A 20,332-nucleotide genomic window follows, 5' to 3' on the forward strand; every position below is an offset into this window, starting at 1 on the left:
GGTCCGCCACGTGATTCCACGCGCGCGCGCTTCGACGACGAGCTCATGCCTTCGAAGTAGTAGCTCTGCTCGCCGAGCGTCTACCTCGCGGAGTTGACCGCCGAGCTCGCCGAGGGCTGCGAGTAGTTCGTCATGTCGGCTTTGGTTTGTCGCTTCGTCATCACTCACTAAACCAGGTTACATAACCCGGTTGACAAAGTCGAGAGGGCGGGCTTACTGTCATCCCACACCGGCCCACAGCGAGCCCGGCGCAGAACTGAAACAACGAGAACGCCCCCGCCGCGGCTGCAACCGCGACGAGGGCCTGACCATCGGGAGAGAACCCCAATGAGCAACGACAGCGTACAGCGCGAAGCACGTCCGGGAACGGTCGCCGCAGACCCCGAGATCGAGATCCTCGCGGCGGGATCCCCCAACAATCGAAGCGGCTTCAGTCTCGTACCGCGCCCCGACCTGAACAGCACGGACGTCGACTGGGCGAACGAACACCTCGCCGACGCCCCCATCATCGTCAGCACGCTCACCTCACAGAGCCGCACGCAGGTGTGGCAAGCCGCGAACCTGACCTGGTACCGACGCGCTGGCCAGATCCATGTCCGCAACCGAGATGGCGCCTACCGCTTCGAGGTACTCCTCGCTCCCGGCGCGAACCGCGACGACTACGACTTCCTCCGCCGCACCATCGAGGAAGCGCGATCCGGCCGGTTCGAGCGCCACGGGTGGCGACCCTACCTCGATGATGCCGGCGAACGTGCATGGCGGTTTAAGTACTCGCGCCACTACCTCGACGCAGACGAGACGCACTTTCTCTATGAAGCTCGGGACGACTCCCCCAAGGTCATTCCCTGTGATGACGACCGATGCAGGGAGTTGGTGCACGACGCCGCCGGTGACACGCACGTCGCCGACGACACAGAGACGGAGGACTACGAGCTCTCGGTGGAGCGTTTCGTGAGCAGCGAGCGCGAAGCACCTGACTACTCCGTCTGCCTGGTCCTCAAGCGCAACGACGTCGACATGCCCGCGGCGGCAGCGACGTCCTTGGCGAACGACCTCCAGTGGATGTCGGAGTCTTGCCGCCGCGTCAACCTGCAGCACGCGGCCTAACCGCTACCGTCGGGCCCGCGACGACGCCTGTCCACTCGTCGCGGGCCCGACGATGCACAGCCCCGGCGGGATCGATCCTTCTGGCCACCAAACGGCCTGTCCTACTGTCGGGCCATGGACGAGCAGCACAACCGGCGTCAAACGCCTGGCCCCAGCGACGAAGGTAGCGCCTGGCTCTACTGGAGTCCCAAATCCCAGAAGTGGCATCGTGTCGAGCTTGTCGTCGTGCCATCACTCGAGCCCAAGAACGTCCGCATTCAGCACCTCGACCAGGACCAGGGCGGGCGCGCCGAATGGGTACCAGCGGGTCGGCTGCGTGTTCCTTGGCCATACCGGGAGGCGTATCTCGCGAGGGAGTCTCGGTGGGAGCGACTCAACCGCCACCGCCCCGACAGCGACGAAAGAGACGCGGCATGGAGTGTTCTCGCCGCGGTGGTTCCATGCACTGTTGCGGACCTCGAGGGAGGTGGTGGGCGAGGAGTCCTTGAAGTGCATGACGTCGCCGCGCTCGCTCGGGCAGCTGCGCTAGATGCAGCCGATCTGGTGGCGGATCCTGAGGCTCTCCACGAGGACGGCATCTGGTTCCTGCCGTGGCCCGTCACCCGGTCGATCGCAGCAGCGCTCGCACGAACACACCCCACGGCTGTGCTCGATCTCGTGCGACGTGAACGCGTTCGTTCGCGCCAGCGAGCCCTTGACGAGGTGCTGGATAGCCCTTGGACCGTCGCTGTCACCGCAGGAGAGACGGAGGCTGCACTGTACGGCACCGAGTCGCTCACGCAGAGTCGCAAACACTCGGTCCTGCTGTTCTGGGCGGCCGGACCTGAGCCCTCTCTGTTCGATCAGTTTGTCGCGCTGCAACGCGCGTTCGACGGCCTCTGCGTCGTATCCGCCGAGGCGGCGGTCGAGCTCCGCAAGCTGCGGACGAAGCGCGCCGAGCGGATCGCCACAGCGTTGGATACTGCGCGCGCCGGATGAGTCCGCACTCAGTCCGCAGAAATCCCCACCGAGACCTATATCCGACAGTCGCGGACAACATCTCCATGCCTGGTCAACAGCACAAAACAACATCCGACAACCAACGACAACCACCTCGGCACAGTTCACGAACTACCGGTAAAGCGGGGCTGACGAGCTTTCTCGTCACACCTCGGCGTCGGAAGCGTCTTCCTCTGTGACCGCACCTCGCGGTCACATGGAAAGGAAGACAATGACCTCCCCCGTCACCTCGCTCGACCAGCTTCCCGCCGAGTTCGCCCGACGCTTCAACGCGCGCGATCTCACCGCACTGACTGCCCTCAACGCGCCCGGCGCGGTCTTCGTCCCCGCGCCCGGACAGCCGGTCACCGGCGACCTCGCGGTCGCGGGCGCCCTGGAGCAGTTCCTCGCGATCGGCCTGCCGATATCGATGACCGTGCGCAACGTCTTCGTCAACGGCGCCGTCGGCCTCGCGATCGCCGACTGGAAGCTCGAGGGAACCGCCGCAGACGGCAGCCAGGTCGCCCTCGGCGGCAGCACAGCCGACGTCGCCGTCTTCGACGAGGAGCACGGCTGGCGCTACGCGATCGACAACCCATTCGGCACCGTCTGACCTGCGAGCGGGCGGGGACGACGCCGAGAGCCGCCCCCGCCCATCACCGACCTCGGTAGGATTCTGCGGCACCCTTCCGATCGAATGAACACCGCCATGTCGTCAGCGTCACCCGCCTCGTCCGGCCCTCATGCCGCCCTCGAGGCGATGATCCGGTCCGACCCGCAACGCCTGCGGCGGCGCTCCATCTCGCTGGGAGTCGATCCGTCCGACGCGGACGATGTCGCGCAGGACGCGGTCATGCGCGCCTGGCGCGCGGTCGAGCGCATCCATTCGCCGGAGCCCGGACAGATGTGCTCGTGGCTCGACACGATCGCCCGAAGTGCCGCCTATGACCTCGCCCGGCACCGAGGGAGGCACCACGTCGGTCCGCTCGTCGATGACCGCGGCGGTGACGCCGACATCGCCATCGACGTCGAGACACGGCTCCTGCTGACCGGCGCGCTCGGTGCCATCAACGACCTGTCCGACGACCTGCGCCGACCGCTTCTGCTGAGCGTCGTCGACGGCCTGTCCAGCGCCGAGATCGCCGACCGGCTGGGCCTGAGCGCCGCAGCCGTGCGTCAACGCGTCGCACGTGCCCGCAAAGCGCTCGCCACCTGCCGCAAGGCGGGCATGGAAGCCGGCGACTGACCGCCGCCCCCAAGCCCTAACGCCAGATGCGCGGCTCGTGCCACTGCACGCCACGGCACCCGGCCTGTGGGGCAGCATCGACGTCCGCTCCGATCCACACGGGCGAATTCGACGCCGCGCCGATGCAGTGCCCCGGAGCAGACTCTCCGCCGGAGAACGCCGGCCCCTCGACCCGCAAGGGGCTCACTCCCACCGGCGACGCGCTGGCGGCCGGTCGAGCGAGGCCGACAGCGGCTCCCGCGCCCAGCGACGTCACTCCCGCGATGACGACGAGCGTCGCGGCGGTGCGGCCGGCACCCAGCCGCGCGAGCGTGCGGATCATGGTCACGTCCTCTGCATCGGAGGCGATTCCGCCGGCGCGATGACCCGCGTCGGCGCCCATCCACCAAGCTAGACGATCGTCTAGTCGATTGCCAAGGCGACCCCGCAGACGCGATCAGTAGTACTCGCCGTGGCGGTAGTCCCAGCTCGGGAACTGTTGGGCGAGCAGCGACATGATGCGCTCGAGCGCGAGCCCTCTCCGGATCAACGTCGGCGCGGGCGTGACCGAGCGCTGACCGTGCTGCTCGGGAACGAGCGTGCCTGCGCGATCGACCATCGAGACCATCACTCCCTGCTCGAACCGCTCGTCCGCCCCCACACCGGGCTGGTTCGATGCGACGTAATCGTCCGCCTCGATGAGCAGGTCGGCACTGCGCTCGATCCGCTCGCCGATTCCGGAGATCAGTCCCCGATTGCCCTGACCGGACGGGTTCGCCGAACTCGCGAACGTCAGCAGGCCGTGGTTCTCCCAGAGATCGGCAGCGATGGCCTCCGAGGGAGCCCCGAAGCGGATGACGAAGCACGAGGTCCATCGCGCATCCATGACCAGATCGCCCGAGCCGTCCGCCGGGATCAGCGCCAGAGCACTCTCCCGCCAGGGCAGGATGCAGCCGAGCAGAAGATCCTCCCGCCAGCACCGCTCATACAGCGCCTCGATCTCCGGCGTCAGGTGCGCCAGCCGCCGGAGCATGTCGAGCGAACTCACCAGCACGACGCCCGGCTTCGTGCGCGAGCGCTGCTTGGCGTCGAACTTGCGCTCGAGGCCCGCGCGATCGGTCGCCATGACGATGTAGCCGACCTTCGTCGGAGCAACGACCATTCCTCCTGGCGCACCGAGAAGCGCGACCGACTCCAGCCGCGCCGCCGTGCTCCATGCCATCCGCGTACCGTTCACGTTCTCCTCCCCTCCCCGACGTTCGTCGAGGCATTCACTAGACGATCGTCTGGTGAATACCTGTGGGCGGAGTAGCCGTCGGTTATGCGAGGGGCAAGAAAAGGGAGTCAGCGTACGAGGGCCGCATGGGGTTCGTCGATCACCCGCTGCACGGCGCTCTCCGCATCCGGCAAGCCGAACGACGCGAACAGCGGAGACCAGAGCGAGGCCAGGCGCGCAGCGAAGGCCGCATCGTCCACGTCGTCGGCCGTCTCGAACACCCCGAACGTCGCCCCGAGAACCAGCTCGGGCGCGTACGGCGGGACCTCGGGGCGGCCCGCCTGCTGCGCGGCAGCGTTCAGCTCGGCCGCAATCATCCCGTGCCAGTCGAAGTTCTCCGGCAGGTCGGCATCCACCTGTGCGCGCTCGTGCAGCAGACGCGTCGCGCCGGCCGCGATCGGACAGCTCCGCGCGTCCAGCGATGTCGCCAACAGGAACGCAGCCAGCCGCTCGAGCCCGTGCGGGCGATCCAGGCCCGCCTCGATGGCTCGCCAACGCTCCTGCTGCGTCTCCACCACGGCCGCTGCGAGCGCCGCTTTCGAAGCGAACTGGTGGTAACCGATAGCGGACTTCGGCCTTCCCATGGCCTCGGCGACGCGCGCGAAGGACGCCCCCTCGTAGCCGTAAGCGGCGAACTGCGCACCGGCGGCCTCGATGATCGCGCGTCGCGTCTCGGCCATGCCCTGCTGCCGCTTGTTCATCGCGCACCTCTCTTCACCGGCGGAACGCCCACCCGCCTATCAGACCACGTGGTCGCATCGGGTTCGGGCACCCTGACGATCCGCATCACGACTCCACGCGTCTCGCGTGAGAACGTCATGAGAGTCGTTTCACATTCTCCCGCGACCGACGACGAGGTGGAAGTCTGGAGCGAAGCAACACCGCGCGCCGAGGATGTTCGGGTCATCGTCGTCGTGTGAAGCGCGATGTCGTGTCGTGTAGCCCCTCCCCTCACCGGGAGGGGCTTTTCTGAGCGACAGGCGCGGGCCGTCAGGCGGTGAGGTGCGAGATCAGAATCTGCGTGCCGATGCCGATCAGCACGAGGCCACCCACGATCTCCGCCGGGCGACGGAATCGGGTGCCGATGCGGTGCCCGATGAGCACCGCAGCGAACGACAGCACGAACGTCACGACGCCGATCGCGATGACCGCGATCCACACCGGGAAGTTCAAGAACGCGAAGCTCAGTCCCACCGCGAGCGCGTCGATCGAGGTGGCCACGGCGAGCAGGATCGTCTCGCGCGTCGAGAGGCGCGAGGTTCCTGCTTCCGCACCGTCCTTGTCCGGCGTCAGCGCCTCCCAGAGCATCTTCACCCCGACCGCAGCGAGCAGCGCGAAGGCGACCCAGTGATCGAACGGCTCGATGAACGCGGCGAAAGCGCTTCCGAGCAGGTAGCCGAGCAGCGGCATGAGCGCCTGCGCGAGACCGAACGCGAGCGCCAGCACGAGGGCATTGCGCACGATCTGGGAGCGCAGCTGCAGACCCTTGCCGAGGGCGACCGCGAAGGCATCGGCGGAGACACCGACGGCGAGCAGAGGCAGTGCCCAGAACGACATGACGCTCCTGGTGGGATGGTGGGAGGATGCGGAGCGATCGCCCGCGTCATCCAGCCTGCCGATTTCGGAAAACCGAACTCAACTCCAGCGCGCGATTGTCAGCTTTTCGGCGCACCCAACATCAGTGGAAGCGTGCGCGCGCCCACTGTTCCAGCTCCGCGTACGCACGGCGGCGCGGTTCGGGCGCCGACAGGAAGACATCGTGCACGGCACCTTCGATGCGCGCGATCGTCACGAGCGGGCCGAGCTTCAGGGCGGCGCGCGCGATGTCGTCGACCACCAGCACTGAGTCGGTCGAGGTCATCTGCTCGCTCCACCGGATCGGCGACGACGACCGTGTGGAGAGCAGGACGAAGGCGGGCGCTCCCACATCCACACCGGCGGCGATGCGGGCGTGCCCCTCCAGGACGGCGTGCAGCCATCCGGGATGTGTCACGAAACCCTGCGCGGGGCGCCACTGCTCGCGGTAGCCCGGGACCGGCAGCACGCCGAGCTCGGTCTGGGCCCGCGTGTAGAACCCGAGGTCAACGACGGGCTGCGAACCGCGCGGCTGCACGCGGGCTCGAGCTTGGACGAGGGGCGCGATCGCCTGACGCCCGAACGAGCCGATCTGGAACTCCAGCCAGGGACTGTTGAGCACGAGCGCGGATGCGATGCCCGGGTGGCGCGCGGACCACAGCGACAGCGTCAGCCCGCCGGTGGAGTGTCCGAGCAGCACGAGGCGCCTGTTGCCGCGCGACCCCATCGCGGCGAGCGCCGCGGCGATGTCGGCGTCGTACTCGTCGAGGCTGTCGGCATAGCCGGGCACCTGCCCCTCGCGCAGGCTCCGACCGTACCGGTGCAGGTCGAGGGCGTAGAAGCGCGCACCGAGACGAGTCCAGAACTGGGCCAGCTCGGTCTGGAAGAAGTAGTCCGACCACCCGTGCACGTACAGCACGTCGACGTCGCGCAGAGGTGCGAAGACCCGGCCGAACGGATGCGGCAGCAATCGCACGAGAGTCGCCACCAGCGGACCGTCGTCCGCAGCGAGATCCAAAGGCAGGGTCTGCTGCGCGAACCCGAGCCCGAGGATGTCGGGAACCCAGGCGCTCATGCCGTCAGCCTAGCGACGGGCGCGAGTGACGCGACCGAGCGACCCTGACCTCACTCGCCCCGGGAGATCGCCACCATCTCGTCGCGCGGCACGACCTTGATACGTGCGCGCTCGACGGGGGCGCCGAGGGCGATCTCGTGCTCATCGAGCCGGTGCCATCCCTCGAGGTCGGTCCAGCGCACGCCGCGCTCGGCGAGCAGGGCCGGGATCGCCTCCGGCGAGGCGTCCTCCGGCTGCCACCACGATGCCTGCCCGTTGATGAGGTGACGCACCGTCTCCATCGCGTCGGACTTCGTGTGCCCGATCAGGCCCACCGGTCCGCGCTTGATCCAACCCGTGGCGTAGACGCCGGGGACGACCTCGTTCGAGTCGGGGTGCAGCACCTGGCCCTCGTGGTTCGGGATGACACCGTGACGCTCGTCGAACGGGACCCCGGGAAGCGGTGAGCCGAAGTATCCGACGGCGCGGTACAGCTGCTGGATCGGGAGCTCGCGCAGCTCGCCGGTACCTGCGACGCCGCCCTCACCGTCGGGACGCGTGCGCTCGTAGACCAACGCCGCTACACGGCCCGCCGCATCCTTCTTCACCTCGACGGGCTTGGCCCAGAAGTGCAGGTGCAGCCGACGAGACGCTTCGCCGCCCGCACCGTTCACGCCCGGACGGGTGCGCCACTCCTGCAGCACCCGGTCGATGACCTTGACCTGCTTGTTGCTCGCGATCGCGGCGAGCGACGCCTCGTCGTAGTCGAAGTCCTCGTCGTAGACGACCATGTCCACGTCGCGCAGCTCGCCGAGCTCTCGCAGCTCGAGCGGCGTGAACTTCACCTGGGCGGGACCGCGGCGCCCGAACACGTGGACGTCGGTGATCGTGGAGGCCTCGAGGCCGGCGTGCACGTTGTCCGGGATCTCGGTGGGCAGCAGATCGACGGCATGCTTGGCGAGCATGCGGGTGATATCGAGGGCGACGTTGCCGTTGCCGATGACGGCGACCGACGAGGCATCCAGCGGCCAGGTGCGCGGCACGTCGGGGTGTCCGTCGAACCAGCTCACGAAGTCCGCGGCGCCGTAGGAGCCCTCCGCGTCGATGCCGGGGATGTCGAGGTCCGCGTCGCGGATCGCTCCGGTCGCGAAGATCACGGCGTTGTAGTGCTTCTTCAGGTCGTCGAGGGTGATGTCCTCACCGAAGCGCACGTTGCCGAACAGGCGGATGTCGCCACGGTCGAGCACGTCGCGCAGGGCGGTGATCACGCCCTTGATCCGGGGGTGGTCGGGCGCCACGCCGTAGCGCACGAGGCCGTAGGGAGCGGGGAGGTGCTCGAACAGGTCGATCGACACATCGAACGCCCGCTCGGCCTTCAGCAGGATGTCGGCCGCGTAGATTCCCGCGGGTCCTGCGCCGACGATGGCCAGCCGGAGCTTGGTCATGGGGGGGGTCCTTTCGAGGGGTACAGCGGCGCCGGTGGCGACGCCTCGAGCGCTCTGGGTCGCAGGTGCGGAGATCAGCTGCTGCGATCGGCGACCGCGTCCGCGAACCGCGTCAGCGCCTCGCGGACCGCACCGCGCGGGAGCGGCTCGAGTGCAGCGACCGCCGCATCCGACCACTCGTGCGCGAGCGCCAGGGTCTGCTCGGTCGCGGCGTGTTCGCGCAACTCCGCCAGCGGTTCGTCCAGCAGTGCCGGGTCGGCCCCGTCGGCGATCTGTGCCACACCGGCGTCGATGCGCGCGAGCAGGTCGACGGATGCCGCATCCTCGAGGCGTCCGAGCAGGAGGTACGGCATGGTGGGCACGCCCGCGCGCAGGTCGGTGCCGGGGACCTTGCCGGTCTCGGTCGCATCCGCTGAGAGGTCGATGACATCATCGAGCAGCTGGAACGCCACCCCGACCTTCTCGCCGAAGGTCAGCAGCGGCTGCTCGTAGTCGAGCGGCGCGTGCGAGAACAGGACGCCGGCCTGCGCGGAGGCCGCGATGAGCGAGCCCGTCTTGTCGCTCAGCACCTGCAGGTAGAAGTCGACGGGGTCATCGCCCGCCTGGAGGCCGACGGTCTCGTGCATCTGTCCCAGAACGAGGCGCTCGAAGGTGTCGGCCTGCAGCTTCATGGCCTTGTCGCCCAGACGAGACATGATCTGGCTCGCGCGGGAGAAGAGCAGGTCTCCGGTGAGGATGGCGACGCTGTTGCCCCAGACGGAGTGCGCGGCGGGCACACCCCGGCGCACGTCCGCACCGTCCATGACGTCGTCGTGGTACAGCGAGCCGAGATGCGTCAGCTCGAGAGCGGATGCGGCGTCGATGACCTGCTCATTGACGCCGTCGCCGAGCTGCGCGGTGAGCACCGTCAGCATCGGGCGCACCCGCTTGCCGCCCGCCTCGTAGAGGTAGCGGCTGGTGGCATCGGCGAGCGCGTCCGCCACGTGCAGCTCCTCGGCGAGGTGGGCCTCGACCTTGGCCAGTCCGTCTTCGACGGTCTTCTGCAGTCGGCGGGAGACGGGACCGGCGAAGACGCGATCGGCGAGACCGAGTCTGTTCGCGAGGTGCGCGCCAGGCGCAGAGGGGCTCCGTGTCACTCCTCTAGCCTACCCGCGGGCCGCAGGCGCTCGACCCGCTGTGAACCGTCAGTTCGCTGCGGGATCGGCGAACGGCGCACGCGCGCGATGCAGCGCCACGATGCCGAATGTGAGGTCGCGGTGCGCGACGTCCACCCATCCCGCGTCCCGAATCCAGGCGCTGAGCGTGCGCTGGTCGGGCCAGTCCTTGATCGACTCGTTGAGATAGTCGTAGGCGTCTGCGTTCGAGCTGACGCGGCGGGCGACGATCGGCAGGACGCGGTCGTTGTAGAAGCGGTAGAGACCGGCAAACAGCGGATGCGGCGGGTGCGAGAACTCGCACACCACGAGACGGCCACCGGGCTTGGTCACGCGGCGCATCTCGGCGAGCGCCGCGTGCGGGTCGTTGACGTTGCGCAGGCCGAACGAGATCGTGACGGTGTCGAACGAGGCGTCCTCGAACGGGAGGGCGGTGGCATCCGCCTCCTGGAAGGTGAGGTTCATGATGTGCCCGTGGCGCTTCACGCCCTCGGCGATCATCCCCGGCGAGAAGTCGGCGGCGACGACGTCCGCACCGCTGCGGGCCAGGGCCACCGCGCTCGCGCCGGTGCCGGCGGCGAGGTCGAGGATGCGCTGCCCGGCCCGCGGCGCGATCGCTCGCGTCGCCGCGACGCGCCAGAGTCGGTCGTTGCCGAGGCTGAGCACCGTGTTGGTGCGGTCGTAGCCGGCGGCGACCTCGTCGAACATGCCGCTGACACGGCCCGGATCCTTGCCGAGGTCGGCGCGGTGCTGGTCGGGGCTCTCACTCACGCCCCCAGCCTACGGCGTGAGCTCGCACCCCTCTCGCGGAGCCCTGCCAGGGCGGCGCGAGTCTAGGCTGGGAGGGTGATTCGTGCCTCGCGTCCTCGGCTGCTGGTCGAGACCCGCGAGATCGACCCGATCGACGATCTGCTGGCCTTCACCGACCCCGCGCGCCCCCTCGTGTGGCAGCGCCGGGGCGAGGGAATGGTAGGTCTCGGCGAGCCGCTCGCGCTCCCCTTCGCATCCGACGCCGATGCGCGGGCCGACCGCTGGCGAGAGCTGGCCTCGGCCGCGGTCGTGGACGACCCGCTCGAGATCCCCGGCACGGGTCTCGTCGCCTTCGGCGCGCTCCCCTTCGATCGCCGTTCTGAGAGGCCGGGCGCCCTGCTCGTCGCCCCGGTCGTGATCGGGCGCCGCGACGGCCGCTCCTGGCTCACCCGCATCCGCTGGAGCGACGAGGCGACCATCGCCCCCGTGGCGACGCCCTACGGCGCGCACTGGTCCGCCACCTTGGGACCTGGCCGCCAGCATCCCGCCGGCTACATCGCCTCGGTCCGCGAGGCCGTCGCCGCGATCACGGCGGGCGAGGTCAGCAAGGTCGTGCTCGCGCGAGATCTCGCCGGCACCGTGCCCGCCGGCTCCGACCTGCGCCGCCTCGTACGTGCCCTTGCCTCCGGCTACCCCGACACCTGGGCGTTCGCCGTCGACGGGCTGATCGGCGCCAGTCCCGAGACCCTCGTGACCGTCGAGCAGGGCACCGTCACCGCCCGCGTGCTCGCCGGGACCACGGCCCGCGGCGCGGATCCGGACGCGGATGCGGCCGCCGCGCTCGCCCTCGCGACCAGCACGAAGGATCAGGACGAGCATCAGTTCGCGGTGCGCAGCGTCCTGGCAGCCCTCGATCCGCACACCCGCGCACTGCGCTCGAGCGAGCAGCCGTTCACGCTCAAGCTGCCGAACGTCTGGCACCTGGCGACCGACGTCGAAGGCACGCTCTCCGACACGGCATCCGCCCTGGATCTCGTCGCGGCGCTGCACCCGACGGCTGCCGTCGCCGGCACCCCGACACCGGCCGCCCTCGACGTCATCCGCCGTCTGGAGCCCTTCGACCGCGGTCGCTACGCGGGCCCCGTCGGATGGATCGATCAGGCCGGCGACGGCGAATGGGCCATCGCGCTGCGCTGCGCACAGTTCGACGTCGCCGACACGGGCGCCGACATCTCCCTGACCGCCTACGCGGGTGCCGGCATCGTCGCCGCGAGCGACCCGGAGTCCGAGCTGCTGGAGACGCGCGTGAAGTTCCGGCCGATCGTCGACGCACTCGCCTGAGCGCTCAGCGCTCCAGCGGCACCTCGATGAGCTGCCGGCCGCCGGCGGGCGAGGTCAGCGCCTGATCGAGCGCCGACCGCGTGGTGATCCGGCGATACTCCCACCCGTAGGCGAGCGCGAGATGCTCCAGCCGCACCGACTGGGGCGTGTACTGCACGCGGTCGATGGCGGCCGCATCCGCGACGCTCGCGACCTCGAGCCCGTCGAAGATCGTGCCGCCGCCGTCGTTGCCCACGATCACCTGGATGCGGGGCTCTGCCTCCGCCGAGGGCAGCAGCAGAGCGCCGACGTCGTGCAGGAGCGTCAGGTCCCCCAGCAGCACGCGGGTCACGCCCGGGCGGCCCTCGTCCTGGCTCGCGATCGCCACGCCCGTCGCGGTCGCGACCGTGCCGTCGATGCCGGCGAGGCCACGGTTCGCGTGCACCGGCACCTTCTTGCCGCCGAGTACCTGATCGGCGACGCGGACGAGGCGGGAAGAACCGAAGACCAGACGGTCGTGCGGCCAGCTCGCGCGCCACACGGCGTCGACGAGCGCCGCGCGATCGAGCGGCGCCCGCAGGACGTCGAGCTCGGCCGAGACCGCCGAAAGCCTCTCGCGCGGCACGGCGGAGGCGAGCCCGTCCGCGTCGGGCGCGGGAGGAGAGAGATCGACCGATGCGGCACGGGAGATGCGCATCCACTCGCCGAGCCATGCACGATCGGCGTCGCCGGGTGCGACGGCGACCGCATCCACGGCGGTCGTGCGACCGTTGAGGTTCAACGGCTCGCCGGGGCCGCGCACCGCGATGACCTCGACGTCGTCGCGCCGCAGGAGGGCCGTGACCTCTCGGCTCAGCGTGGGATGGCCCCACACGACGGCGCGCTCGACGCGCCCGCCGAGTTCGGGATCCGACAGCGCCTGCCGGTAGCCGTGCACGAGCAGGCGCCCGAACCGGGCCCCGCTGACGATCTCCGCGATGAGCGGCCAGCCGCCCTCGTACGACACGCGCTCGGCCTCGCCTCCCGCATCCGCCCCCGCGATCACGACCGTTCGCGGCCCGCGCGCCAGCAGCAGCGGAGCGGTGCCGGGCTCCTCGGGAACGTCGGACTCGCCGATCCCGCCGCCGCCCTGGTAGAGCGCCCCGGATGCGGGTTCCTCCTCTTGCGAGGCGGAGTCGTCGGCGCCGGAGCCCTCGAACCACGCGGGAAGGGCGCCTGCCAGCGGCTCGCGGAAGGGCAGATTGACGTGCACGGGCCCGGCGGGGCGGGTGCCGGCGCCGTGAGCGGCGTCGAAGGCGTCATCGGCGAGCCGGCGGAACATCCGGCTCTGCGGTGACGAACCGTCGGGGTCGATCGCGTCGGGCACCGGCGCGTCGATGTCGAGACGCGTCGCGGGTTGGAACAGCCCCGGCTGGCGGGTGGTCTGGTTCGCTCCGACGCCGCGCAGTTCCGGGGGCCTGTCGGCGGTGAGCAGCAGGAGCGGGACGCCCGCGTGATGCGCCTCGAGGGCCGCCGGCATGAGGTTCGCGACAGCGGTGCCCGAGGTGCAGACCACGGCCGCAGCCACGCCGGACTCCCGCCCGATCCCGAGGGCGGTGAAGCCAGCGACCCGCTCGTCGATGCGGACGTGCACACGCACGCGCCCCGAGGTCTCGGCGGCAGCGGCGACGAGTGCGAGCGCCTGCGACCGCGAGCCGGGGCTCACCACGATGTGCTCGACACCCCGCTCCAGAAGCCGCGCGAGCAGCGCCGCAGCCGCATCCGTCGCCGGCGCACGGCCGGCGTCTTCAGGCGTCGTCATCTCAGCGCGGCTCGTCCTCGTCGGGCCGGCGCGGCGCGGGATGCCCCGGCGCCTCCGGCGAGCGGGGCGTGTCGTCGTCGGAGTCGAGCTGAGCCAGCTCCTCTTCCAGCCGGCGGATGCGCTCGTCCTGATCACTGATCGAGCCGATCGTGCGCAGGAAGTCCGGGTCGTCGTCGGGCGCCCGGCGCACCGGTGCCGCGTTCTTGCGCGCCCGTCCCGTCACGAACCACAGGATGCCGCCGACCACCGGCAGCAGGATGACGATGACGATCCAGGTGCCCTTGCTCACGCCGCGGTGGCGCGATGCCGGTTGCACCGCGCAGTCCACGACCGTGTAGACCCAGAAGACGACGGCAACCAGCGCCAGAATGAGCAGGAGCCGGACCATTCCCCCATCCTAGGCCGCGTGGCCTGCGCGGGCCCCGAGAGCGCAGTCGGTCGACGCGTAGGATGAGGGGGTGAAGGCCCGTCCCGCGATCGTCTATTCCGTGCTGCGCGTTCTCGCGTTCCTCGTGCCGTTCGCGATCCTCATGCTCTTGCCCGTCTTCCAGGAGCTGTACTGGCTCGCGGCCATCTTCGCCGCTCTGATCGGGCTGAGCCTGTCCATCCTCTTCCTGCGCCGGCCCCTCGCCGAGGCGACGGCCGATCTCGGCAAGCCGCGCGAGCCTCGCCGCCCCTTCGGTGCCGACGACGCGGAAGCAGAAGACGCCGCATCCGGCGACTGAGTCCTCAGCTCTCGCGCACCTGACGCGAGCCGGGCCTGACCATGGCGCTCGCATCGGGGGTGTCGAAGCCGAACTGCCGGTACAGCTCGTGCGCGTCGGCGGTGAAGAGGGTCCAGCGGAACTCGGCACCGGGACCCTCGTCGATCATGGTGCGTACGAGAAGCTTGCCTGCGCCCGCCCCGCGCGCGGACGGGTCCACCACGACGTCGGCGAGATAGGCGTCGTTGACGCCGTCCGACACCGCGCGCGCGAAGCCCACCTGCGCACCGGAGACGTCGTCGTAGACGCCCACGACGCGCCAGGCCCCATCGATCTGCTGCTCGATCTGCTCCCGCGAACGCCACCGATGCCAGTACACCTCGCTCGAGAGCATCCGCCAGATCCAGGCGCGGTCGAGGCGAGCCGGATCGGTGTCCGCGACGAAGACCATGATCGCCCGCCGCTCAGCCGTGAAGCGCCCAGAACACGAGCGCCGCGTACGCGAGCGAGCCGAGCGAGGTGAGACTCAGCGCGACCACCAGCTCCTTCGGCTCGCGGTACGTCCACACGATGAGGATGGCGGGAAGCACCAGCAGCAGCACGAGCAGGGTGAGCCACGCGGGCGGGTAGAACAACGCCAGGAAGATCGAGATCGCGAAAGGCACGAGCACGATCACGCTGAACAGCACCTGCGTCGCCCGCTTGCCGATCCGCACGCTCAGCGTCTTCTTGCCGGCCTTCCTGTCGGGCACGATGTCGCGCAGGTTGTTGGCCAGCAGCACGGCGCAGGCGAACAGACCCGCAGCGACCGCGCCGAACCAGGCCTCCTGCGGCAGGACCTGCACCTGGACCCAGGTCGTTCCGAGGGTCGCAACGAGACCGAAGAACACGAAGACGACGACCTCGCCGAGGCCCGCGTAGCCGTAGGGGCGCTTGCCTCCGGTGTAGAACCACGCTCCGACGATGCACACGGCGCCCACGGCGAGGAACCACCACTGCTGTGTGCGGATGGTGAGGGCGAGTCCCGCGAGCGCGGCCAACGCGAAGAAGGTGAGGGCGACGATCAGCACCGTGCGCGGCTTCGCCTTGCCGGCGCCCGTCAGACGAGCGGGCCCGACACGGAAGTCGTCCGTGCCGCGAACGCCGTCGCTGTAGTCATTGGCGAAGTTCACACCGATCTGCAGGAGCACGGCGACGGCCAGGCAGCCGAGGGCGAGCAGCCAGTGCAGGGCGTTGTCGATGACGAGCGCCGCGCCCGTGCCCAGCAGCACCGGCGATACGGCGAGCGGAAGCGTGCGGAGCCGTGCGCCTTCGATCCAATCCCCCACGCCCGCGCGCTGCGCAGGGCGCGGACCGACCTGCGCGCGCGCCTTCTGGGGGTTGCCCGAGACGCCGGGTCGCTTCTTCCTCGTCTTACTGGCCACGAGCAGCAATCCTATTGCGGCGGGATCAGCGCTCGACGAGCGCCCGCAGTGCTCGGCGGTCCGGCTTGCCGCTGGAAAGCAATGGCACGCTCGAGACCACCTCGATGCGATCGGGGCGTGCCGGCGCTCCGAGGTCGGCGCCGACCGCAGCCCGCACCTCGTCGAGGCGAGCGGATGCGGCCGCATCCACTCCCGGCACGACGACCACGGGTGTCTCCCCCCACCGTTCGTGCGACGCACCCACGACGACCGCGTCCGCGAACCCGGGAAGTGCGCGCACGACGCGCTCCACCCGATCGAGCGACACATTGATGCCACCCGAGACGATCACGTTGTCGAGGCGACCGGTGATCCGCAGGCGTCCGTCGTCGAACGAGCCGGCGTCGCCCGTGCGGTACCAGCGCCGCCCTTCGTCGTCGCGCACGAACACGGCGGCTGTGCGCGCAGGGTCGTCGCGGTAGCCCTCGGCCAGCATCGGCCCCGACAGCTGCACCTCGCCGTCGGCGATCCGCACGTGCACCCCGTCCAGCGGCACGCCGTCGTACACGCATCCGCCGCTCGTCTCGCTCGCCCCGTAGGTGCGCACGATGCGCGCACCGAGGGATGCGGCCCGCTCACGCACAGCGTCAGGGAGCGCCTGCCCGCCGACGAGGATCGCCTCGAACGAGGCGAGGGCCGCACGCACCTCCGGCGCGTCAGCGGCGGCGATCAGCTGGTTCACCTGCGCGGGGACGAGAGAGGTGTAGGTCGGCGTGCGTGCGCCGTGCGCGGCCGAGGCCATGCCCCGCGAGGCGGCGATGAAGCCCTCGACCGAGAAGTGGCCCTCCAGGATCGCCGGTTCGTGGCCCGCCAGCAGTGAACGTACGAGCACCTGCAGGCCTGCCACGTAGGTCGCCGGCAGCGCCAGCAGCCAGGCGCCCTCGCCGATCCGCGCAGCCGTGGCGCTCGCACTCGCGATGAGCGCGCTGCGGCTGAGCAGCACGTCCTTCGGGTAGCCGGTCGACCCCGAGGTCGTGACGACCGCTGCCACCCCCGGCGGCACCGACACGGGAGCCGTGCCGCCGAGGTGAACGGCGGGGCCCGCGCCTTCGAGAGCCGCGCGCACCGCCCCCAGCACCCCGCGGGCGCCGGGCGCCGACGGAGCTCTGGCGGTCAGTAGTGCCACGGGTAGGGCGACCAGTCCGGCTCACGCTTCTCGAGGAACGCGTCCCGACCCTCGACCGCCTCATCTGTGCCGTAGGCCAGGCGGGTCGCCTCGCCGGCGAACACCTGTTGCCCCACGAGCCCGTCGTCGACGGCGTTGAAGGCGAACTTCAGCATCCGGATCGCCGTGGGCGACTTCGTGAGGATCGTGCGCGCCATCGCGATGGCCTCCCGCTCGAGCTCGGCATGCGGGACGACACGGTTGACCGCACCCATCTCGTACGCGCGCTGAGCCGAGTACTCCTCCGCCAGGAAGAACACCTCACGCGCGATCTTCTGGCCGACCTGACGGGCCATGTACGCCGAGCCGTATCCCGCGTCGAAGGAGCCCACATCCGCATCCGTCTGCTTGAACCGACCGTGCTCCGCCGAGGCGATCGACAGATCGGCGACGATGTGCAGCGAATGGCCGCCCCCGGCCGCCCAGCCGGGGATCACGGCGATGACGACCTTCGGCATGAAGCGGATCAGGCGCTGCACCTCGAGGATGTGCAGGCGCCCCGCCCGAGCGGGATCCGCCACCGTCGCCTGGTCGTCGGAGTACTTGTAGCCGTCGCGGCCGCGGATGCGCTGGTCGCCGCCGGAGCAGAAGGCCCACCCGCCGTCCTTCGGACTCGGGCCGTTGCCGGTGAGCAGGACGACCCCGATGCGCGGGTTCTGGCGGGCCGCATCCAGCGCGCGGTAGAGCTCGTCCACCGTGTGCGGGCGGAAAGCGTTTCGCACCTCGGGGCGGTCGAACGCGATGCGCGCGATGCGGCCGTCGCGCGATACGTGCGCCGTGATGTCGGTGTAGGAATCGGCACCCGGGGCGAGTTCCCACTCGGCCGGGTCGAAGAGTTCAGAAACGCTCACGCTCAGCCGTTCTTCGCGTCGCGCCAGCGCAGCCAGCGGCGAGCGATCTCCGGGTCGTAGTCGGGGCCGTTGAGTCCCAGCGTGAAGGTGCGCACGCCCGCGGCGAACAGCGCGTCTGCGTACTCCTCGTCGCGGTCCTTGAGCTCGTTCGAGATCACGAGGTTCGACACATCGCGGCCCTCCGTCTCGGCCCACCTCTCGATCACGCCGACCTTGTGGGCGATGTCCTCGGGCGCGACGAAGCTGTGCCAGATGTCGGCGTGGCGTGCGACCAGACGCAGCGTCTTCTGCTCCCCCGCGCCGCCGATCAGGATCGGGATGCGGCGGGTCGGCGCCGGGTTCAGCTTGCCCCATCGAGTGGTCACGCGCGCGAGGCCGTCGGCGAGGTCGTTCAGACGCGAGCCCGCGGTGCCGAACTCGTAGCCGTACTCGTCGTAGTCGCGCTGGAACCAGCCCGACCCCGTGCCGAAGATGAACCGCCCCTCGCCCCCCTTGGCGCTGATGTGGTCGATCGTGCGGGCCATGTCCGCCTGCAGGTCGGGGTTGCGGTAGCTGTTGCAGTTCACGAGGGCGCCGAACTCGACGCGCTCGGTCTGCTCCGCCCACGCGGCGAGCATGGTCCAGGACTCGAAGTGTGCACCGTCAGGGTCGCCGTGCAGCGGATAGAAGTGATCCCAGTTGAAGAGGATGTCCACGCCCATGTCCTCGAACCGCACGACGGCGTCGCGGATGTCGGAGTAGGCGGCGTGCTGCGGCTGGAGCTGGAGCCCGAGACGGACCGGAGTATCGAGAAGAGGCATGCCATCAGCCTACGACCGACAGCACAATGGAGCAGTGACTCCCACGCTCGCCGACATCCGCTCGAACCTCCACGTCGTCGCCCTTCCGCTGCGCACCCGCTTCCGCGGCATCGACGTGCGCGAGGCGCTCCTGTTCGAGGGTCCCGCCGGCTGGGCGGAGTTCTCGCCCTTCACCGAGTACCGCGACGACGAGGCGGCGACCTGGCTGGCCGCCGCGATCGACTTCGCCTGGAATCCGCAGCCGGATGCGGTGCGCACCCGCATCCCGGTCAACGCCACCGTGCCCGCCGTCGCCGCCGCCGACGTGGCGGAGGTGCTCAGCCACTTCGACGGCTGCCGCACCGCGAAGGTGAAGGTCGCCGAAGCCGGACAGACCCTGGCCGACGACATCGCACGGGTCGCCGCGGTGCGCGAGGCGATGGGGCCGGCCGGCCGCATCCGCATCGACGCGAACGGCGGATGGAACGTCGATGAGGCGGAGCACGCCTTGCGCGGGCTCGCCGAATACGACCTCGAGTACGCGGAACAGCCGTGCGCGAGCGTTGCCGAGCTCGCCGAGCTCCGCTGGCGTGTGCACCGCTCCGGCATCGACATCGCGGCCGACGAGAGCGTGCGCAAGGCTGCCGATCCGCTGCACGTCGCCCGCGAGCAAGCGGCCGATCTGCTGATCGTGAAGGCCGCGCCGCTCGGCGGTGTGCGCCGGGCGCTGCGGATCGTCGGGGATGCGGGACTGCCCGCCGTCGTCTCGAGCGCCCTGGACACCTCGGTGGGTCTCGGAATGGGGCTCGCGCTGGCCGCGGCGCTGCCCGAGCTGGACTACGACTGCGGGTTGGGAACAGCGTCGCTGCTGGCCGCCGACGTGACCGCCGAGCCGTTGCATGCCGACGGCGGCGCGATCGAGGTGCGACGTGCGGTGCCGGATGCGGACCTGTTGCGCGCCTCTGCCGCCGATCCCGACCGCCGCCGTTGGTGGGAGGACCGGCTCGAGCGGTGCTACCGGCTGGTGAGCGAGTCCGGACTCACTCCGAGTCCGTGACCGCCGCCGCCAGCGTCGCCGTGCGCTGGGTCAGCAGATCCTTGGCGGCCGGGGGCGCGAGGCCCGAGATCACCGCGAAGGCACAGGTGGCGTCCCACACGTCGAGGATGAGGCGTGCGAACTCGATCGCGGGGATGCGCAGGCGCAGCCGGTAGGCACCCGCGATATCGCCGATGATCTGCGCGACCCGCTCCGCCATGGCGGCCTCCCAGGCGAGGTAGGCCTCGGCGAGCCGCTCGTCGCGCATCGCGTTCGTGCGGATCTCGCTCATCAGCACGACACCCGAGGGCACATCGGTTCCGACATCGAGAACGCTCGTAACGAGCTCGGCGACATTGCGCTCGACCGAGGTGTCCTCGCCGAGCTCGCGCACTCGCTCCGTCACCTGCTCCAGCTTCTGATCGGCGACCTGCTGCATCAGCCCGAGCAGCAGCTCCTCTTTGGAGGCGAAGTTGGAGTAGAAGGCGCCGCGCGTGAAGCCCGCACGCTCGCAGATCGCCTCGACGGATGCGCCTTCCAGGCCCAGTTCGGCGAAGACCTCGGACGCGGCGGCGAGAAGCCGCGCGCGTGTGTTCTCCCGACTTCGGGGCACGGCCGGTTGCGTCACGATCTCTCCTTCCACCACATC

At 70.1% G+C, this 20,332-nt stretch carries 23 protein-coding genes; 7 read left to right on the top strand and 16 right to left on the bottom strand.

Annotation, left to right across the window (positions count from 1 at the left end):
* The first annotated feature begins 327 nt into the window (after positions 1-327).
* The 4 genes from PQV94_RS12810 (at position 328) to PQV94_RS12825 (ending at position 3,331) form a co-directional block, all read left to right on the top strand.
* Positions 328-1,107: a hypothetical protein gene (locus PQV94_RS12810; protein ID WP_274286191.1), complete on the top strand. Its 780-nt coding sequence runs from the start codon at positions 328-330 to the stop codon at positions 1,105-1,107.
* Between the two features lie 114 nt (positions 1,108-1,221).
* The gene (locus PQV94_RS12815; protein WP_274286192.1) at positions 1,222-2,085 is read left to right on the top strand and encodes a hypothetical protein; all 864 of its coding nucleotides are present in this window, start codon (positions 1,222-1,224) and stop codon (positions 2,083-2,085) included.
* 232 nt (positions 2,086-2,317) lie between these two features.
* Positions 2,318-2,698 (top strand): YybH family protein, encoded by a 381-nt coding sequence (locus tag PQV94_RS12820; RefSeq protein ID WP_274286193.1) that lies wholly within the window; start codon positions 2,318-2,320, stop codon positions 2,696-2,698.
* A 96-nt stretch (positions 2,699-2,794) separates the two neighbouring features.
* On the top strand, positions 2,795-3,331 hold the full coding sequence (locus tag PQV94_RS12825) for an RNA polymerase sigma factor (RefSeq protein ID WP_274286194.1): 537 nt from the start codon (positions 2,795-2,797) through the stop codon (positions 3,329-3,331).
* Between the two features lie 16 nt (positions 3,332-3,347).
* Here PQV94_RS12825 and PQV94_RS12830 read toward each other — a convergent pair whose 3' ends face one another.
* The 8 genes from PQV94_RS12830 to PQV94_RS12865 all read right to left on the bottom strand — a co-directional run bounded on the left by PQV94_RS12830 (position 3,348) and on the right by PQV94_RS12865 (position 10,522).
* A complete protein-coding gene (locus tag PQV94_RS12830; RefSeq protein ID WP_274286195.1) occupies positions 3,348-3,653 on the bottom strand; it encodes a hypothetical protein in 306 nt (101 codons plus the stop codon).
* Positions 3,654-3,767: 114 nt separating this feature from the next.
* Positions 3,768-4,532, bottom strand: a complete 765-nt coding sequence (locus tag PQV94_RS12835; protein ID WP_274286196.1) for an L-threonylcarbamoyladenylate synthase — start codon at positions 4,530-4,532, stop codon at positions 3,768-3,770.
* A gap of 122 nt (positions 4,533-4,654) precedes the next feature.
* Entirely contained in the window at positions 4,655-5,287 is a 633-nt protein-coding gene (locus PQV94_RS12840; RefSeq protein WP_274286197.1) for a TetR/AcrR family transcriptional regulator, read from the bottom strand.
* 289 nt (positions 5,288-5,576) lie between these two features.
* On the bottom strand, positions 5,577-6,143 hold the full coding sequence (locus PQV94_RS12845) for a manganese efflux pump MntP (RefSeq protein ID WP_274286198.1): 567 nt from the start codon (positions 6,141-6,143) through the stop codon (positions 5,577-5,579).
* Positions 6,144-6,264: 121 nt separating this feature from the next.
* A complete protein-coding gene (locus tag PQV94_RS12850; protein WP_274286199.1) occupies positions 6,265-7,236 on the bottom strand; it encodes an alpha/beta hydrolase in 972 nt (323 codons plus the stop codon).
* Between the two features lie 50 nt (positions 7,237-7,286).
* A complete protein-coding gene (locus PQV94_RS12855) occupies positions 7,287-8,660 on the bottom strand; it encodes an FAD-dependent oxidoreductase (RefSeq protein WP_274286200.1) in 1,374 nt (457 codons plus the stop codon).
* A gap of 74 nt (positions 8,661-8,734) precedes the next feature.
* The gene (locus tag PQV94_RS12860) at positions 8,735-9,796 is read right to left on the bottom strand and encodes a polyprenyl synthetase family protein (protein ID WP_274286201.1); all 1,062 of its coding nucleotides are present in this window, start codon (positions 9,794-9,796) and stop codon (positions 8,735-8,737) included.
* Positions 9,797-9,844: 48 nt separating this feature from the next.
* On the bottom strand, positions 9,845-10,522 hold the full coding sequence (locus tag PQV94_RS12865; protein ID WP_274288282.1) for a class I SAM-dependent methyltransferase: 678 nt from the start codon (positions 10,520-10,522) through the stop codon (positions 9,845-9,847).
* A 141-nt stretch (positions 10,523-10,663) separates the two neighbouring features.
* On the opposite strand from PQV94_RS12865, the gene PQV94_RS12870 reads away from it, so the two are divergent.
* Positions 10,664-11,905 (top strand): isochorismate synthase, encoded by a 1,242-nt coding sequence (locus tag PQV94_RS12870; RefSeq protein WP_274288283.1) that lies wholly within the window; start codon positions 10,664-10,666, stop codon positions 11,903-11,905.
* 4 nt (positions 11,906-11,909) lie between these two features.
* Here the strand turns inward: PQV94_RS12870 and menD are convergent, their stop codons facing one another.
* Both menD and PQV94_RS12880 read right to left on the bottom strand, forming a co-directional pair.
* The gene (gene menD / locus PQV94_RS12875; RefSeq protein WP_274286202.1) at positions 11,910-13,685 is read right to left on the bottom strand and encodes a 2-succinyl-5-enolpyruvyl-6-hydroxy-3-cyclohexene-1-carboxylic-acid synthase; all 1,776 of its coding nucleotides are present in this window, start codon (positions 13,683-13,685) and stop codon (positions 11,910-11,912) included.
* 1 nt (position 13,686) lies between these two features.
* Positions 13,687-14,073: a PLDc N-terminal domain-containing protein gene (locus PQV94_RS12880; RefSeq protein ID WP_274286203.1), complete on the bottom strand. Its 387-nt coding sequence runs from the start codon at positions 14,071-14,073 to the stop codon at positions 13,687-13,689.
* A gap of 70 nt (positions 14,074-14,143) precedes the next feature.
* Between PQV94_RS12880 and PQV94_RS12885 the strand changes: the two genes are divergently transcribed.
* Complete coding sequence (locus PQV94_RS12885; RefSeq protein WP_274286204.1) at positions 14,144-14,410, top strand: DUF4229 domain-containing protein; 267 nt, start codon at positions 14,144-14,146, stop codon at positions 14,408-14,410.
* Positions 14,411-14,414: 4 nt separating this feature from the next.
* Here the strand turns inward: PQV94_RS12885 and PQV94_RS12890 are convergent, their stop codons facing one another.
* Genes PQV94_RS12890 through PQV94_RS12910 form a run of 5 tightly spaced genes read right to left on the bottom strand, consistent with a single transcriptional unit; the run spans position 14,415 to position 18,668 of the window.
* Complete coding sequence (locus PQV94_RS12890; RefSeq protein WP_274286205.1) at positions 14,415-14,840, bottom strand: GNAT family N-acetyltransferase; 426 nt, start codon at positions 14,838-14,840, stop codon at positions 14,415-14,417.
* Positions 14,841-14,853: 13 nt separating this feature from the next.
* Positions 14,854-15,813, bottom strand: a complete 960-nt coding sequence (locus PQV94_RS12895) for a 1,4-dihydroxy-2-naphthoate polyprenyltransferase (protein WP_443192689.1) — start codon at positions 15,811-15,813, stop codon at positions 14,854-14,856.
* Between the two features lie 25 nt (positions 15,814-15,838).
* Positions 15,839-16,969, bottom strand: a complete 1,131-nt coding sequence (locus tag PQV94_RS12900) for an AMP-binding protein (RefSeq protein WP_274288285.1) — start codon at positions 16,967-16,969, stop codon at positions 15,839-15,841.
* The gene (locus PQV94_RS12905) at positions 16,966-17,868 is read right to left on the bottom strand and encodes a 1,4-dihydroxy-2-naphthoyl-CoA synthase (RefSeq protein WP_443192690.1); all 903 of its coding nucleotides are present in this window, start codon (positions 17,866-17,868) and stop codon (positions 16,966-16,968) included. Before PQV94_RS12905 ends, PQV94_RS12900 begins: the two co-directional genes overlap by 4 nt.
* A gap of 2 nt (positions 17,869-17,870) precedes the next feature.
* Positions 17,871-18,668: an LLM class F420-dependent oxidoreductase gene (locus tag PQV94_RS12910; RefSeq protein WP_274286206.1), complete on the bottom strand. Its 798-nt coding sequence runs from the start codon at positions 18,666-18,668 to the stop codon at positions 17,871-17,873.
* 34 nt (positions 18,669-18,702) lie between these two features.
* On the opposite strand from PQV94_RS12910, the gene PQV94_RS12915 reads away from it, so the two are divergent.
* Positions 18,703-19,704 carry an o-succinylbenzoate synthase gene (locus tag PQV94_RS12915; RefSeq protein WP_274286207.1) on the top strand — a complete coding sequence of 334 codons (1,002 nt, stop codon included), beginning with the start codon at positions 18,703-18,705 and terminating at the stop codon, positions 19,702-19,704.
* On the opposite strand, the gene PQV94_RS12920 is transcribed toward PQV94_RS12915, so the two are convergent.
* On the bottom strand, positions 19,688-20,311 hold the full coding sequence (locus tag PQV94_RS12920; protein ID WP_274286208.1) for a TetR/AcrR family transcriptional regulator: 624 nt from the start codon (positions 20,309-20,311) through the stop codon (positions 19,688-19,690). The two genes, PQV94_RS12915 and PQV94_RS12920, sit on opposite strands and share 17 nt — an antisense overlap.
* Positions 20,312-20,332: the final 21 nt, after the last annotated feature.

The organism is Microbacterium sp. Clip185 (genome assembly GCF_028743715.1).
In the GTDB taxonomy this organism is placed as follows: domain Bacteria; phylum Actinomycetota; class Actinomycetes; order Actinomycetales; family Microbacteriaceae; genus Microbacterium.

Bases quoted from the DNA above. Each gene is read 5' to 3' on its own strand.
- PQV94_RS12850 (WP_274286199.1), bottom strand. From the start codon at position 7,236: ATGAGCGCCTGGGTTCCCGACATCCTCGGGCTCGGGTTCGCGCAGCAG.
- PQV94_RS12880 (WP_274286203.1), bottom strand. From the start codon at position 14,073: ATGGTCCGGCTCCTGCTCATTCTGGCGCTGGTTGCCGTCGTCTTCTGG.
- PQV94_RS12835 (WP_274286196.1), bottom strand. From the start codon at position 4,532: ATGGCATGGAGCACGGCGGCGCGGCTGGAGTCGGTCGCGCTTCTCGGT.
- PQV94_RS12830 (WP_274286195.1), bottom strand. From the start codon at position 3,653: ATGATCCGCACGCTCGCGCGGCTGGGTGCCGGCCGCACCGCCGCGACG.
- PQV94_RS12840 (WP_274286197.1), bottom strand. From the start codon at position 5,287: ATGAACAAGCGGCAGCAGGGCATGGCCGAGACGCGACGCGCGATCATC.
- PQV94_RS12825 (WP_274286194.1), top strand. From the start codon at position 2,795: ATGTCGTCAGCGTCACCCGCCTCGTCCGGCCCTCATGCCGCCCTCGAG.
- menD (WP_274286202.1), bottom strand. From the start codon at position 13,685: ATGACGACGCCTGAAGACGCCGGCCGTGCGCCGGCGACGGATGCGGCT.
- PQV94_RS12890 (WP_274286205.1), bottom strand. From the start codon at position 14,840: ATGGTCTTCGTCGCGGACACCGATCCGGCTCGCCTCGACCGCGCCTGG.
- PQV94_RS12810 (WP_274286191.1), top strand. From the start codon at position 328: ATGAGCAACGACAGCGTACAGCGCGAAGCACGTCCGGGAACGGTCGCC.
- PQV94_RS12815 (WP_274286192.1), top strand. From the start codon at position 1,222: ATGGACGAGCAGCACAACCGGCGTCAAACGCCTGGCCCCAGCGACGAA.
- PQV94_RS12820 (WP_274286193.1), top strand. From the start codon at position 2,318: ATGACCTCCCCCGTCACCTCGCTCGACCAGCTTCCCGCCGAGTTCGCC.
- PQV94_RS12855 (WP_274286200.1), bottom strand. From the start codon at position 8,660: ATGACCAAGCTCCGGCTGGCCATCGTCGGCGCAGGACCCGCGGGAATC.
- PQV94_RS12845 (WP_274286198.1), bottom strand. From the start codon at position 6,143: ATGTCGTTCTGGGCACTGCCTCTGCTCGCCGTCGGTGTCTCCGCCGAT.
- PQV94_RS12910 (WP_274286206.1), bottom strand. From the start codon at position 18,668: ATGCCTCTTCTCGATACTCCGGTCCGTCTCGGGCTCCAGCTCCAGCCG.
- PQV94_RS12865 (WP_274288282.1), bottom strand. From the start codon at position 10,522: ATGTTCGACGAGGTCGCCGCCGGCTACGACCGCACCAACACGGTGCTC.